Genomic DNA, 15,315 nt, shown 5'->3' on the forward strand with positions numbered 1-15,315 from the left:
TTTAGTTGCCGTTAAAAATCATGTAGAGAGCAATCATCACTACAAATAACGCACCCCATAAAATTTTAGCTGATCTTGTGAGCTTCGGTATTTGACCATAATTAAGTACACTTACAAATTTCTCTTTGGTTCTATCGGCAATTGAAATAATTACAATTAGTATAGACAGAAGAACAAAGATGTAAAAAGAAAGCATTAAGAAATGAGGCCAAACCTCATACTGATCTGCCGGAAAAACCCAGAGATATAAAATGCCTATTCCAAGGCTAATAATAGTCCCAAATAATAAGATAAAATTTGCGGCCCTCGTGGTGGTTCTTTTCCATAAAACACCAAATAAGAAGACCACCGACATTGGCGGAGCAATGAAACCTAAAATCGACTGGAATACATCGAAGAGATTTAATCCTTTTATGCTGTTTATAGCAAGAGTAATAAAAATCGCTATACCCGCCCCAAGAACAGTTACAATTCTTCCAATTTTTATTACCTGCTTCTGGCTGGCTTCTGGCTGAAATTTTTTTACGTAAATATCCATTGTAAAAACCGTACTGAGCGCATTTAATGCAGAATCTATAGTACTTACCAGGGCGGCGATTAAAACAGCCATCACCAATCCCGTCATTCCCACCGGGAACATTTTGGTTACCATAGTCATATAGGCTTCATCGGGATTCTGTAATTCAGGATATAAAATAAAACAGATAATTCCTGGAAGAATAAACAAAGGAACATCTAAAATCTTCAGCCAACCAGTAAAATTGGCTCCAAGTTGCCCCTGTTTTATATTTTTCGCCCCAAGAACCGACTGTACCATAGACTGATCTGTACACCAAAACCAAACACCCATTACGGGATAACCTAATAAAATGGCCAGCCAGGGATAATTAGGATCATCAGCCGGAAGAAATAAATTCCAGTATTCCGAAGGTGTTTCAGCAATAAGAGTTTCAATTCCTCCTATTTTATAAATTCCGGTTATGGTAAGCGCAAGAGAAACCACGATGAGCAAAATCATCTGAAAAACATTGGTATAAGCAATAGCCTTAAGGCCTCCGGCAATCGTAAAAAAAGAAGCTATTATAATGAGGACTATAATCGACATCCACATAGGTATTCCCAGTATCTGCTGGATCAAAATTCCACCGGCAAACAGGGTGAGCGACAACCAACTTATCAGTATTGTTACAATTGTATACCAGGCAAGTATATTTTGGGTAGAATCTCCAAAGCGCTTCCCCATAAATTCAGGAAGGGTTTGTACCCGTGCGCCCATATAACGAGGTGCAAAAACAACAGCTAGCAGGAATATAAATATGAATGCGTACCAGGCAAAATTTCCAGCTACAATTCCCGTAGTATAACCAATACTTGCAGAGGCTATAAGCATAGACGGCCCAACATTGGTACCCCACATAGTAAGGCCAATGCTGGTCCAATTAAGGGAATTCCCCGCAAGAAATAAATTTTCATCGGTTTCCCCTTTATTCCTGAAACTTGCCCAGTAACCAATCCCTACCAGAACCAAAATATACAATCCTACAACTACAAAATCTGTAATGCTTAGCAATTCATGTATTTCCATAGGTGGTTAGCTTTCTAAAGCAGGTAATCTTTGAGTTGATATTCTTTAATAATGTCTGCAGTCTTTTCCGGTTTACCTGAGGCCAAAGATCTTTCCATCGCCTTCAATAAAACAATTGTTCCAATTCCTTCAATTAGGTTTGGATAAGATGTGAATCCCTCACGAATACTGTCAGCAAAATAATTCAGGTAATTCTCATATTCTCCAGCATGATGGCTTTTCCCTTCAAAACGGAAGAAATGCTTCAACTTATGTTCCCAAGTGACATGCCGCTCCTCACCATCTTTATCGGTAATAGCATAGCGTAAATCCATATAATCGCCCTGGCTACAACCTAAATCCCCCCGGAGAATGCAGCTCATTTCACTATCGCGTTGTACCGGTTGCACAGGACCCGAATAGGCTCCACCTACCCTCGCAATTCGTCCATCTTTGGCCTTGTAGATAAATTGCATGGTATCCACATTTTTTAATCCGCCCTTTTTGCCATTTTCGCTAAGCATTCCGTAACCCATCACTTCTTCAATTTCCGGCAAATACCAACGGATAAAATCTACAGGATGGCTTAATCCTCCATACAACCATTTAAAGGAATCTTCAAGCGCCCAGGGCTTTTCCAAAAACCAGCGATGATCGGCATTATAATAGGATTCCACGGTTACCAGATCGCCAATAAGTCCGGCTTCAAAATCTTTCCGCTGGCGTTTCATCGGTTCAAAAAACCGACTGCTCTGGCCTACAAATAATTTTTTTCCGGTTTTCTTTTGAAGTTCAATTAATTCGGCAGCATCTTTTAGATTGTCTATTAAAGGTTTAGTACAAACCACATGTTTGTCATGTTCTAAAGCCATTTTAATATGCGTCGCATGAAGATGATCTGGTGTATAAATGGCGATCGCTTCAATAGACTCATCATTTAAAAGATCTTCAAATTTTGTAGTGTATTCATGAAAATCGAACTCCTTTGCCCTGTTCTTACAAACCTCGATATTGAGATCACACATTTTCACCAGTTCAACCTTCGGACTTGAAAGCGCAGCAGAAATTGTGCTTCTACCTTCGCCAAGCCCTAGTATTCCCAACCTTAATTTTTTGTCTTTCATATTAATCCCTTAAATATTGATATTCAGGCTCAAGACCAGCTTTTTCTTTTATTTCTTCGGATACCTCAGGCCCGTTATTCTCCCATTCATTGCCAGGTCCTGGAGAATTAGAGAAGAATTTATCTTTTTCGGTCCAGTTATCATTAGCCCTGATATATGAGGAAGCTTCGTCAAAATAAATGTATTGGTGATGATGCGGCATATGAGCATAAGGCGCATCCATAAGATCAAAAATCGCATTTTCACTAATCTCCATATTTGGCTGAGCAGATAGAGTGTATATCCCCCCTACATCATACATTTGCTTGGCGAACCTATGAATCTTGTTTGCATGAATACGATTATTCTTTGAAGCCGAAATGGTTTTAGTCCAACCCCATCCTAAAGAAATACCAGAATAATTTACATCCCGAATTTCATTATGCTCAATATTAACATCATGAGCAAAACCCACACCTATCCCTACAGTTCCCCAATCTTCATTGGTAACATTGGTAATAAGATTATTCCTTATCTCAATATTATGAACCAGCTCCCTCTCATCAGCCGGATTATATGGTAAATGCGCTTCAAAATCAGGTCCTCCGAAAAAGCCCAACTGTACTGCTGTACCTCCAATATCCCGAAAAATGTTACCTATAACATCGCTAAATTCAACTCCACTAACTAAATCTAGCCCTGTTGCTGCCATGTGCTGGAATATGCAATTTTCAAAACGTATATTAGAAGCATTTTTCACCATCACTCCAGCTGGCTGGCGACCAGTCCAGGCCTGATTTTCTAAACTACTTTTATCGGGAGTTCCCGGTTCTTGCAACTTATAAGCCTCTAAAATGTAAAAGCCTGCCTGTAAAGGTACATGCCCTCTTTCAGAAGGTCTCATCCAGGTAGTATGTTCAAAGCCTATTCCTGAAAATCCAAAATTCCTCACAGGATTCTCAAGATTCCCTTCTATTTCCACAATAGTTTCCAGAAACGGAACAACCACCTCAGCCCCATTCAAATCTTCTCCATCTTTTGGCCAATAATAAACTTTTCCTAATTTTTTATCGAGATACCATTCTCCTGGCTGGTTCAGTAACTCAATAGCCCCCTGGAAGAAAAAAGCAGAATTCCCATTATATTCATTTTCTTCATCTATAAAAGGAGCAGGCCATGGATGTTCAAATTCAATCTGGCTTTCAGGTTGATGAAAAGTAAGTTTGGTTTTATCCCCCTGCACTTCTATATCTTTTACCCGAAGATTTGCTATTGCCCACCATTGGTGTATTACAAATTCCAAATCATCGGGATCATTAAAATCCTGGGAGGGTGTTGGGATCCACATTTCCTGATTCTCTCCATCTACAGAAAGAATGCGATCCAGCTCTCCATCATCCAGATTAGTAGCTCTAACTGCCTTTTCATCATTAACCCACATTTGCCTAAATTGAATTTGTTGTCCCCCGACTACAGGAGCACTGGCAACCCAAATATGACCTTTCGCTTCTTCTGGCAAGCCATGAAGTTTTCCATTGAATTTTTGCCAGTCTTCAACTTTTACCCCACCCGAAAAAACAGGTTTAGCATTCCTTTCTGTCATTATCACAGTAGGGTTTTCAGTAGTACCAGCATCTTCAGGCCTTACCTGAAGCGGCTCATTAAAGTAGTAAACACCACCTGCTACATATATCTTTATACCTTCCTCAACGGAGGGATCATTAAGCCTTCTTAATTCTCTTGCCTTTCTCAAAGCCATATGAACCGTTGCAAAAGGTGCTTCTTTAGTTCCGGGATTAGAATCTTTCCCGTTAGGGGAGACCCATAATTCTGCTGCATTTGCTGTGAACCCTAAAAGAAGCACAAAAAGAAAGGAAATTTTAAACAGAAATCTTGCTGACATGTGGAGATTAGAATTATTTTCGCTAGTTGCTAAAGCGCATGTTAATTTTTTCAATTATCAATGATAAATAAATTATAATTGGACACTATCCTGTACTTGCAGGATAGGGAATTAAAAATAAGAAAATGAAAAGCATTAATATCCAGGATTCTGATTCAAATTAGGATTAGCTAAGACATCTGCCGGTGGAATTGGATAAATTAGATACTGTGCAGTAGAAGGTTCCTTTAAAGTCCAGGAACCCAAAAATTCTCCATATCTTATCAAATACTGACGCCTGTGTCCTTCCCAATACAATTCTCTCCCGCGCACATTCAGCAATATTTCAAGATTTAAGCCTGATAAAGGTTCCACATCTCTCACCTCTCTAATTTCATTCACAATCTCTAAAGCTCCAGTTTCTTGCCCTGTCCGGAACAAGGCTTCTGCTTTTATTTATCCTGGACTTTCCTGCAAATTTTAACTTAAGTTTTAAAACTAAAGACTACTTGAAAAATTAAAGAACAGCGTCATTTTTTTACTTCTGATGCGCCAGTCATCAAAAGTTCCATAATCAAAAAAGATATTTTTTCTACCTGATGGGCCGAGCCTTTCAGGGGGATTGGTTTTACTGCCAATCGCAGGTATCGCCTGCATAAATGAAATATCATGCGATGGAAAGGCCGGCGAAGTGCGGGCTTCATATACCTCCTCAGGATACTCCGGGGTATACAGTCTCAGAAATACATCTTCAGTTGAAGTTGCAACTAAAAAAGATTGCTCTTTTGACTGAATTTTGGCCCAGTATAAATTAGCATGATAGCCTTTGAATTCTGGATAAATCACGGGTGAAACCCCGGTAATTGTATTATTATAATCTTTTTGATGCACATCATACTCCACGCCCTGCATCCGGTTTTTCCAAACCCTGTAAGGCCCTTTTCCCAACCACTTTACACCTTTAACAAGTTCTTCCGGATACGAGAAATCGACTCCCATATAATCAAAATCCACATCATACTCCTCGGGTTTGTAAAATATTTCCAGTTTTGCCCAACCCGATGGATAGAAAGTCCATGTAGTTTCTTTCATCCGTGATTCCTCTTCAAAAGAACTGATAATAGAAACGGTATCACCCATTCGTTGGGTTTCCATAGATTTAAAAATAACCTCTCCCGCGCTGAGATGAGGACCATTATTAAATGGAATTTCTCCCTTTTCATTTACCACTTTTTTCAGTAGGCCGTTATTTTTGCCAATCTGGAATTCTATTTTTCCGGTATTGATGATGATCCTGTCCCCGGTTTCTGTCATGGTCACTGAACCCTTGGTATTACCTGTATTATCAGGCATAAGTTCAGCAATTACGTCTTTGGGCAATTCTATGGGCCAGCTCCAGGTATAAATTTCTCTTCCGAACCTATCAGTTGCAGTCAAATATAACACATCATAATTTTGCCAGTTTTCAGGTAGCTGAAGCTTTAATTCACCTATGCGTTTCGGTTTAATATCGGGTGAAGATGACTTTCCGGAGATAGTTTCAGCTTCCTTATTTTCATTTGGTAATGCTAGTTTTTTCAATCTCCAGCTAAAATCAACTTGCTTCAAATTAGTATAGAAATAACGATTTTCAATTTGAAAAGTTCCATCGAAATCTTTGGTAATATTAATATCCTGAAGATGGACCGGTGCCCATATTTCTTTTATCGCGAAATAACTGCCTTCCTTTTCGTGAAAGGGGCCAAGAATCCCATCGGCTGCAGAACCATTATAAGTATCAATTTCACCGGTATCGGTTCGCTTCACCCCCTCATCAGCAAACACCCACAGAAAACCTCCTGCCGCTTGTGGTTTATCCCAGATCATCTCCCAATAATCATTTAATCCAGCTCCGGCACCTCCATCATACATCCCGTGCAGAAATTCTGTTGGGAAAACTACATCTGGTCCATTCCAGTAGGTTCCTACCCCATAATTATAAGGTCGATAATGTTCATTTGACATACCATTGAACGATTGCCACGGATGTATCACTTCCCTGTTTTGAATATCATATTTTTGAAAAAGACTATCCAAATCGGTGTTATGACCACCTTCATTCCCATTGTCCCAGAAAAGGATTGAAGGATGATTCACATCACGGGTCACCATTGCCTTTACCAGCTCACTTCCTATTTCGGTATCATAGGCATCATGCCAGCCAGCTAGCTCATCAAGCACAAAAAGACCAAGGGAATCGGCAACATTAAGAAAATGCTGATCGGGTGGATAATGTGACATACGCACCGCATTCATATTCATACTTTTTATCAATTCCACATCTTCGATACTCCGCTTTTTACTCGAAGTCCTTCCGGTAGTTGGCCAAAAAGTATGGCGATTAACCCCTTTAAATTTTATTTTAGTCCCGTTTACATAAATCCCGTCCCGCTCCCGTAATTCTACTGTTCTGAAGCCAAAACGTTCGCTGAATTTATGGATCACTTTCTTATTGGACACCAGCTGAAGCCGGATTTTGTAAAGATTAGGGCTCTCCGGGTTCCAGGTTTTTATATCTTCAAATTGGGATTGTAACTTAACGGTATCCTGATCTTTATTTACTTCCTCGGAAAATGTCGACCCAACGGGTTTATCTTCCAAGTCGAATACCTGAGCATTTATTGTACCCCGGGTTTTGATCCCATCAAGAAAAACATTTGCTCTGAAGTTTCCATCGGCCTTTGCATCAATAGCCACTCTTTCTATATGTTGATGTGGTTTCGCCTGAAGGTATACGGGACGAAATATCCCACCAAAAATCCAGAAATCGGCATGGCGTTCAGCCTTATTTACCGATTCATTTTCGGAATGTTTAGCCACACGGACTTCCAAAAGATTGGTTTCCCCACCATACTTAAGCAAATTTGAAATATCATATTTAAAACGATAAAACGCTCCCTGATGAACTGGCCCCGCAAGCTTACCATTAATTTTCACCTCAGTATCAGTCATGGAACCTTCGAAAACGATCTCAACCTGCTTTTCCCGCCAATCGGCTGGAACGGTAAATTCGTATTTATAGAAGCCTACTTCCTTCCCTCTTTCCTCATCTTTTGCATGACCGTAATTATAGGTGCCAAATCCAAATTGTTCCCAGTTAGAAGGAACAGGAATAGTAGTCCACTCTCCTGCTTTTCTCCCGTCGTCTACCATGAATTCCCAGTCTACCGTATCATCGCTTCCAGTTCCGGAGAGGTATTTAGTATCTGTTTCCTGGGCGAAACTTTGCAAACATACTATAGAAAATATAACAAGTGTAATTGAGATCTTTAAGTACTTTTTCATTTAGAAAATCTAGAGGGTTTTTAATGCAATTGAAGAGATTTTAATAAGCTATAAATCAATAATATTTATGTTCTAGCAATTGTTTCCAGACCTTATAGCTTTTATCAACATTCTTTTTGGATTTTGGTTGAAATACTTTTCTGTTTTCCGGCTTCATTCTCGGAAGACTATCGATTTCTTTCCACAAACCAGCACCCAAACCGGAAATTAAGGCCGCGCCATAAGCTGAAACATCACTTATACCTATATTTACAACATTTTTGCCCAAAACATTACTTAGATATTGTAGAAGAAATCTGTTCCCGGTCATTCCCCCATCTACTTTTAATTCTTTTAAAGAGACGCCTTTTTCTTTTTCAATAGCATTAATGACATCTTTAATTTGGTAGGCAATAGATTCCAATCCTGCTCGAACTAAGTGTTCTTTCGTTGTCCCGAAGGTAAGACCATGAATAGAAGCTTTCCAGTTTTTTTCCCAATATGGAGCGCCCATTCCACTAAAAGCCGGAATTATATAAACTCCTTCGTTGGAAGAAAGTCCTTGGGCCATAATTTCTATTTTTGAATCTGCCGAAAAAGTATTCATTTGATTTTTAAGCCATTCCAAAGTGGAACCTGCACTCACTATTATTCCTTCGTAAGCATAAGACACTTCTTTTGAAGTACTCCAACCGATGGTAGTCATAATTTTGTCATTGTTGGAAATTGGTTTTTCGCCCGCATTCCAAAGTATGGAAGAACCCGTGCCTAATGTGGCTTTTGCCATGTTTTCCTTGTAACATTCTTCCCCAAAAAAAGCGGCGTGCGAATCCCCAATCATTCCGGTAATAGGTAGCGGAGTATTAAAAACACCTCCAAAATCTGATGCTCCATAATGACTTGCTGAGGATTTAACCTCGGGTAACTGAAGGTTTTTCAACTCAAAAGCCTCCAGTAATTCGGCATCCCATTTAAGGTCATAGATATTATAAAAAAGTGTTCGGGAGGCGTTGGTATGATCGGTATAATATTTTTTCCCTTTGGTCAACCTGAAAAGTAACCAGGTATCGATAGTGCCGAAAAAAGCATCTTTATTATCTACCGCATTTCTGAAGTTTTTATGATTCTGATATAACCAGACCACTTTGGTTGCTGAAAAATACGGGTCTATAATCAATCCGGTTTTTGAACTGATCGTATCTTCCAACTGTCGTTCTTGCAGTTGAGTACAAATTTCGTTTGAACGCTTACATTGCCAGACCACCGCCTGATGAAGCGGTTTCCCTTCCCCGTCCCATACCACAAAAGTTTCCCGCTGATTTGATATGCCACAGGAAAGGATTTTATGATTGTCTTCCGGAAATTGTTGTCTAAACTCAGAATAACATTTTTCAACCGCAGCAAGTACATTCCTATAAATCTCTTCCGGATCCTGCTCTACAAATCCCGTTTCAGGATAATGCGATTTTAAAGGTTCGGTAGCTTTAGTTACAACTTCTCCGTGCGTATTAAAGATTATCGCTTTAGTACCGCTGGTACCTTGATCTATTGATAAAATATAGTTTTCCAAAATGCTATTTTTATTCTTCATTAGGATGGTTTATCCTATCCATAATCACTGCGAAAAGGATCACAAAACCTTTGATAATCTGTTGCCAGAAAGGTGATACATTCAGCAACACCAATCCGCTGTTCAAAACTCCTATGATAAGTGCACCCTGAACTGTGCCGATTATGGAACCTCTACCACCCGATAACGAGGTACCGCCAATAACCACCGCGGCGATGGAATCGAGCTCATAAGTTAAACCTGCATTTGGTTGAGCTGAATCAAGCCTGGAAGTAAGTATAATTCCTCCAACGGCAGCTAATAATCCGGCAATAGTATAAACCCATATTTTGATCTTGCTGATATTGATTCCGGATAGCCGGGCAGCACTTTCGTTACCACCAATAGCGTAGATATATCTTCCAAATTTGGTGCGATTGGTTATAATCATAGCAATGATCACCACTACAATAGTAATCCAGACTGGCATGGGAATTCCTAAGAACCATCCTGTACCGATAAAAGCGAAATTTGAACCCAGGCCTGTGATTGGAAATCCACCCGTCCATAACATCGTGGCGCCCCTGGCGATTGTAAGCATGGCCAAAGTAGCTACAAATGATGGAATTTTAAACCTGGTGATCACCCATCCGTTAAATGCTCCAAGAGTCCCACCCACCGAAAAGCCCGCCAAAATAGCCCCCAGAATAGTAAAGCCTATATATAAGTCCATTGAAGGTATTTCAATACCCGATTTATATAAGCCGGCTGCGACTGCACCGCTAAATGCTAAAATAGAACCTACGGAAAGGTCTATTCCCCTGGTTAGAATCACCAGCGTCATCCCAACAGAAATACACACGTTAATGGAAATCTGCCGCATGATATTCCACATGTTTTCTGAAGTCAGAAATTTGTCAGACATTAAAGCGAGAACAATGCAGAGCACCAAAAGAGCAATTATCGACTGAAATTTTTTCAGAATATTTCCAATGTTTCCTTTGGCAAAATCTGTCATATTTTAACTGTTTTAAGCTGTAGCCGCTTTCATAATATTATCTTCTGTCGCGGTCTCTTTCTGAAATTCCCCCGTAAGTTTAGAGTTACTCATTACCAGAATACGATCTGAAATAGCCATTATTTCCGGTAATTCCGACGATACCACAATAATTCCCATGCCTTCAGCAGCAAGTTCGTTGATCAGGTGATAAATCTCATTTTTAGCATTAACATCAATTCCACGGGTTGGCTCATCCAGAAAAATAACCTTAGGTTTCGTGGCCAACCATTTGGAAAGCACAACTTTTTGCTGATTTCCTCCACTTAAATTTTTTGATTTCTGTTTTTCTGAAGTTGCTTTAATCCGCAAATCTTTGATATAATTTTTAGCCTGGTTTCGCTCTTTTTTAAAATCGAGCAAGCCATAGTTGCTGTTCTTATCGATGCAGGCCATACTCACATTTCGAGCAATATCCATATTCATTACCAGCCCGTCCTTTTTTCGATCTTCCGGAACCATGGCCAAACCAAATTCTATCGCTTTTTTAACTGATTTGATTTTCACCTTTTCTCCATTCATGAAAACCTCCCCCATAATTATTTTGGGATGCAGGCCAAAAAGCGCTTCAAGCAACTCCGTTCTTCCAGCGCCCATAAGCCCAAAAATTCCAAGAATTTCACCTTTATGTAATACAAAATTTACACCCTGAACCAGGTACCTACTTTTGCTTATATCCTTTGGAAGACTAATATTCTTCACCTTCAGAATTTCTTCGGAAGAAGCAGATGAATTTTTTCTATATGTATTTTCAATATTCCGCCCAACCATTAATCGAATAAGGTCCGGTTTATTCACTTCCTGAACCTCTTCAATAGTTCCTACCATTTCACCATCCCTTAACCCGATATATCTGTCGGCGATTTTAAACAGCTCATCCAGTTTGTGAGAAATGTAGAGAATTGCAACGCCTTCTTTCTTAAGTGAAGAAATAATCCTGAATAAAACTTCAACTTCGGTATCAGTAATTGCTGAAGTTGGTTCATCCATAATTAAAACCTGCGCATCCTCAAGCAGGGCTTTGGCGATTTCTACCAGCTGCTGCTCACCAACTCTTAGCTTTCCGACCCTGGTTTTTGGACTAAGATTACATTGAAGACGTTTTAGAAGGTCGGAAGCCTGTTGATTCATTTTCTTAAAATCCAGCATTCCAAGGGAATTTTTCAATTCCCGACCCAGAAAAATATTGGCGGTAATGCTTAAATAAGGAATAAGATTGAGCTCCTGGTGGATAATGGCAATACCTTTTTCCATTGCTTCCTTTGGATTCTGAAAGCTAACCGGTTTACCTTCCAATAAAAGTTGCCCCTCATAGTCCGGGTAAACGCCAGAAAGAATTTTCATTAAAGTTGACTTTCCAGCTCCATTCTCTCCTACAACCACATTTACTTTTGCCCTGTGAACGTCCAGATTAATATTTTGCAAGGCTGTTACCCCTGCAAACTTTTTGGTGATCCCATTTGCTTGTAATATGACTGTACTACTCTCCAAGGACTAATTCTTATTTTTTTTTGTATTCAGCATAATAGGGATTATTCTGAGCTTTCCATAATCTGGATTCCTATCGTTAATTTTTAAAGCGCCTTTAAACTGAAGTACATTGCCCTGCTTAACATCAGATTTTACAGGTTTTACAACTTCACTTCTTATTAACTTATTCAGCTCAATCGATATCGTATTGAAATCCATAGTATTCTGAAAATCACCAATTTTTGCCATTTCTGATGCTTCCCTCACCGCATTCCCATAAATAAAACCAGTGGCAATATCTATTTTTCGATCATTACTAAGAATAACTGAAATGTTTTCTTCGGAAATGGATTCGACAATTCCACTACCGGCAACCATAAAATAATAGTTGTGACTAATACCGAGCTTTTTCCCAGTAGGAACATAGCCTTTAAAATTACTATTTAACGAATCCAGGAATTTCTCAACAGGAATTGCTGAAATAGTTTCTCTGCGGTTTTCAATAAAATCAAGAGAATATCCAGCGGCATCAAATTCTTTCACTTTGACTTCAGAACGGAAATCTTCCAGCGACTTAAAATAAACCGAATTGTAAAGTACAAATCCGAAGATCAAGACAAACAAAACAGTTTTAAGAGGCTTTTTAATATTATTCGCCATTTCCGTAAACTCCAAATTCATCAATATTTTCTTTGGTAACAATCTCCACGGCGATTGGAATTTTCCTTGGAATATCCTTGTCACCTTGCAAATATTTATCTGCCATTTCCGCAGCAGTTTTGGCCATTAGTTTTGGAGACTGCATGGCTGTTGCAGTGATTTTTCCGTCTTTAATGGCATCCATCACATCTTCAGCTCCGTCAAAACCGAATACTTTTACTTCTTCAGCTTTCCCGGAAGCTACCAATGCCTGGTAGGCTCCCATTGCCATGGCATCATTTCCACAAAAAACGGCAGAAACATTTGGATTTGCCTGTAAAACAGATTCCATTACCTCCAGGGCTTTACTGCGATCAAAGTCAGCACTTTGCTGAGCCACCATTTTTAATTGTGGAAAATCATCCACCACACTGTGAAAGCCTTTAGAACGATTCCAGGTATTATTGTCTCCAACCAGCCCCAGCAGTTCCACATAATTACCTTGTTTATTCAATTCCCGTACGAAATACTGCCCCAGCTCTACACAACCTGAAAAATTATCTGAAATGATTTGGGTAACTGGTCCGTTAAGGGAATTCACCTCCCGGTCTATACAAAATGTTGGTATTCCAGCTACTTTCGCACGCTTTACGTTACTAACCGAGCCTTCGGCATCTGTAGGATTAAAAAGGATCGCATCAAAACCAGAAGCGATTATATTTTCAAAGTGTTCCGCCTCTTTAGCAGTGTTATTCTGAGAATCGAAAATTGTTGCCTCATATCCAAGTTCCCGCGCCCTGTTGGCTGCCGTTTCGCCTAATACAACAAACCAGGGATTATTAAGTGTAGAGATAACCACAGCCATCCTTTTTGGCCCCTCTTTTTCATTGCCATTACAGGCTACCAAAACAATTGAGCATAAAGCCAATATTATAACGCGGAAATGAGATTGCAAATCATTCATACTCTTAACCTGATAATTTTTAAAGCTGTTTCTGCAAGACCTTCTTCGGAAATTCCATAGTGTTCAAAAATTTCCATTTGCGCTCCTGTTACAGTGTACTCATCGGGTATACCCACAATTTTAAAGGGAATATTTATACCTTCTTCCATTAAAATTGCTGCGCAGAGTTCACCAAGGCCGCCGTAAATACCGTGTTCTTCAACAGTGACAATGGCACTGCAGGAACTGGCAATTTCAAGCAAAAGTTCTTTATCGAAAGGCTTAATAGAATGCATACTCACTACACTGCAGGATATACCTTCTTTCTCGAGTTTCTCCGCGGCTTTAAGCGCCGGGTAAACTGTCTCACCGGTAGCCACAAAGGCTAAATCTTTACCATTTTTTATCTGAATTCCTTTTCCCAACCGAAATTTTGTTTTGCTGTCGTGAAGATCGTACATAGGCCGCTTCCCAAATCGTATAAAAAAAGGCTCCTCGGATTCAGCAGCAATTTCTATTGATTTCTCTGTTTCAAAATTATCTGCCGGCACCAGAATATTAATATTGTTTATAGCCCTAAGAACAGCGAGATCATGTGTGGAATGATGTGTAGAACCAAGGGAACCATAGCTTACTCCCGCACTAATCCCTATAAGATTTACAGGATTATCAGAGTAACAAATATCATTCTTAATTTGTTCCAGTGAACGTGCTGTGAGAAAACAAGATGGAGAAACGGCAAACACTTTTTTTCCGGTTGAAGCCAGTCCGGCCGACATCCCTACCAGGTTTTGTTCAGCGATACCTACTTCCACAATCTGCTCTGGATATTCTTCCCCAAAATTAACTAGTTTTCCTGAGCCTCTGGAATCACTGGTAACCACCATGATATCAGAGTCGATTTTGGCTAACTTTTCAAGAGTTTTGGCAAAGGTTTTAAGATTTGGCTGTCCAAGATTCATACACTCAAGGTTTTACTGTTCAAAATTTCTTCAGCTTTATCAAGTTCCTTCATTGCTGTTTGGAATTCTTCGTCGCTGGGAACTCTGTGATGCCATGTTAGCTGGTCTTCCATAAAAGAAATTCCTTTTCCTTTTATCGTATTTGCGATAACAAGGCTTGGCTTACCTTTTTTCAATGGCATGGAATTTAAAATTTCCTTCATTTTCTCAAAATCATGCCCATCTACTTCAATCACTTCCCAACCAAAAGCCCTGAATTTATCATCCAGAGGATCGGTACTGCAAACGTTTATAGTTCTATTAGTAATCTGAAGTCCGTTATGATCTACAATAGCCACAAGATTATCAAGCTTATATTGAGCTGCAATAAGTGCAGCTTCCCAATTTGAACCTTCAGCAAGTTCTCCATCGCCCAAAAGAGTATACACTTTATAATCTAATTTATCCTTTTTCCCCGCCAGTGCAACTCCGGAACTAATTGCCAAACCATGTCCCAAGGCCCCGGTGTTTTGCTCGACGCCCGGAATTTTACGTGTAGGATGGCCTACGAAATGAGATTTATACCTACATAAGGTTTCCAGTCCACTTTCTGGGTAGAAACCCTTATCTGCCAGTACTACAAATAAGGCTTCCACAGAATGTCCTTTACTCTGTATATAACGATCACGGTTAGGGTTCTCAATATTGGAAGGTCCCACATTCATCACGTCATTATAAAGTACATTTAATACATCTATACATGAAAGACTTCCACCCGTATGCCCCGCATTAGCCTGCTTGATATAGGTTAAAATTTTCTTTCTGTATTCTATAGCTTTCTTTTCCAGTTCCTCTTTGGTCATA

Annotated in this window: 12 protein-coding genes; all 12 read right to left on the reverse strand. The window is 39.6% G+C overall.

Annotated elements, in window-relative coordinates; translation table 11 throughout:
* Position 1: 1 nt before the first annotated feature.
* The gene (locus RM539_RS13650; protein ID WP_311503971.1) at positions 2-1,585 is read right to left on the reverse strand and encodes a sodium:solute symporter; all 1,584 of its coding nucleotides are present in this window, start codon (positions 1,583-1,585) and stop codon (positions 2-4) included.
* 14 nt (positions 1,586-1,599) lie between these two features.
* Positions 1,600-2,688: a Gfo/Idh/MocA family protein gene (locus RM539_RS13655; RefSeq protein ID WP_311503972.1), complete on the reverse strand. Its 1,089-nt coding sequence runs from the start codon at positions 2,686-2,688 to the stop codon at positions 1,600-1,602.
* Between the two features lies 1 nt (position 2,689).
* Positions 2,690-4,570 (reverse strand): right-handed parallel beta-helix repeat-containing protein, encoded by a 1,881-nt coding sequence (locus RM539_RS13660; protein WP_311503973.1) that lies wholly within the window; start codon positions 4,568-4,570, stop codon positions 2,690-2,692.
* A 135-nt stretch (positions 4,571-4,705) separates the two neighbouring features.
* Positions 4,706-4,990 (reverse strand): hypothetical protein, encoded by a 285-nt coding sequence (locus RM539_RS13665; RefSeq protein ID WP_489752681.1) that lies wholly within the window; start codon positions 4,988-4,990, stop codon positions 4,706-4,708.
* A 57-nt stretch (positions 4,991-5,047) separates the two neighbouring features.
* A complete protein-coding gene (locus RM539_RS13670; RefSeq protein WP_311503974.1) occupies positions 5,048-7,873 on the reverse strand; it encodes a glycoside hydrolase family 2 TIM barrel-domain containing protein in 2,826 nt (941 codons plus the stop codon).
* 55 nt (positions 7,874-7,928) lie between these two features.
* A complete protein-coding gene (locus tag RM539_RS13675; RefSeq protein ID WP_311503975.1) occupies positions 7,929-9,443 on the reverse strand; it encodes an FGGY-family carbohydrate kinase in 1,515 nt (504 codons plus the stop codon).
* A complete protein-coding gene (locus RM539_RS13680) occupies positions 9,433-10,419 on the reverse strand; it encodes an ABC transporter permease (RefSeq protein WP_311503976.1) in 987 nt (328 codons plus the stop codon). The genes RM539_RS13675 and RM539_RS13680 overlap by 11 nt, the downstream gene beginning before the upstream one ends.
* Positions 10,420-10,431: 12 nt before the next feature.
* Entirely contained in the window at positions 10,432-11,949 is a 1,518-nt protein-coding gene (locus tag RM539_RS13685) for a sugar ABC transporter ATP-binding protein (protein WP_311503977.1), read from the reverse strand.
* A 3-nt stretch (positions 11,950-11,952) separates the two neighbouring features.
* A complete protein-coding gene (locus tag RM539_RS13690; protein ID WP_311503978.1) occupies positions 11,953-12,609 on the reverse strand; it encodes a DUF2291 family protein in 657 nt (218 codons plus the stop codon).
* A complete protein-coding gene (locus RM539_RS13695; protein WP_311503979.1) occupies positions 12,578-13,531 on the reverse strand; it encodes a D-ribose ABC transporter substrate-binding protein in 954 nt (317 codons plus the stop codon). The genes RM539_RS13690 and RM539_RS13695 overlap by 32 nt, the downstream gene beginning before the upstream one ends.
* On the reverse strand, positions 13,528-14,472 hold the full coding sequence (locus RM539_RS13700; protein ID WP_311503980.1) for a transketolase family protein: 945 nt from the start codon (positions 14,470-14,472) through the stop codon (positions 13,528-13,530). Before RM539_RS13700 ends, RM539_RS13695 begins: the two co-directional genes overlap by 4 nt.
* Positions 14,469-15,314 carry a transketolase gene (locus RM539_RS13705; RefSeq protein ID WP_311503981.1) on the reverse strand — a complete coding sequence of 282 codons (846 nt, stop codon included), beginning with the start codon at positions 15,312-15,314 and terminating at the stop codon, positions 14,469-14,471. The genes RM539_RS13700 and RM539_RS13705 overlap by 4 nt, the downstream gene beginning before the upstream one ends.
* Position 15,315 lies beyond the last annotated feature (1 nt).

The sequence above is a fragment of the Autumnicola musiva genome, from assembly GCF_031846585.1.
In the GTDB taxonomy this organism is placed as follows: Bacteria; Bacteroidota; Bacteroidia; order Flavobacteriales; family Flavobacteriaceae; genus Autumnicola; species Autumnicola musiva.

Bases quoted from the DNA above. Each gene is read 5' to 3' on its own strand.
- RM539_RS13650 (WP_311503971.1), bottom strand. From the start codon at position 1,585: ATGGAAATACATGAATTGCTAAGCATTACAGATTTTGTAGTTGTAGGA.
- RM539_RS13655 (WP_311503972.1), bottom strand. From the start codon at position 2,688: ATGAAAGACAAAAAATTAAGGTTGGGAATACTAGGGCTTGGCGAAGGT.
- RM539_RS13660 (WP_311503973.1), bottom strand. From the start codon at position 4,570: ATGTCAGCAAGATTTCTGTTTAAAATTTCCTTTCTTTTTGTGCTTCTT.
- RM539_RS13670 (WP_311503974.1), bottom strand. From the start codon at position 7,873: ATGAAAAAGTACTTAAAGATCTCAATTACACTTGTTATATTTTCTATA.
- RM539_RS13675 (WP_311503975.1), bottom strand. From the start codon at position 9,443: ATGAAGAATAAAAATAGCATTTTGGAAAACTATATTTTATCAATAGAT.
- RM539_RS13680 (WP_311503976.1), bottom strand. From the start codon at position 10,419: ATGACAGATTTTGCCAAAGGAAACATTGGAAATATTCTGAAAAAATTT.
- RM539_RS13690 (WP_311503978.1), bottom strand. From the start codon at position 12,609: ATGAATTTGGAGTTTACGGAAATGGCGAATAATATTAAAAAGCCTCTT.
- RM539_RS13695 (WP_311503979.1), bottom strand. From the start codon at position 13,531: ATGAATGATTTGCAATCTCATTTCCGCGTTATAATATTGGCTTTATGC.
- RM539_RS13700 (WP_311503980.1), bottom strand. From the start codon at position 14,472: ATGAATCTTGGACAGCCAAATCTTAAAACCTTTGCCAAAACTCTTGAA.
- RM539_RS13705 (WP_311503981.1), bottom strand. From the start codon at position 15,314: ATGACCAAAGAGGAACTGGAAAAGAAAGCTATAGAATACAGAAAGAAA.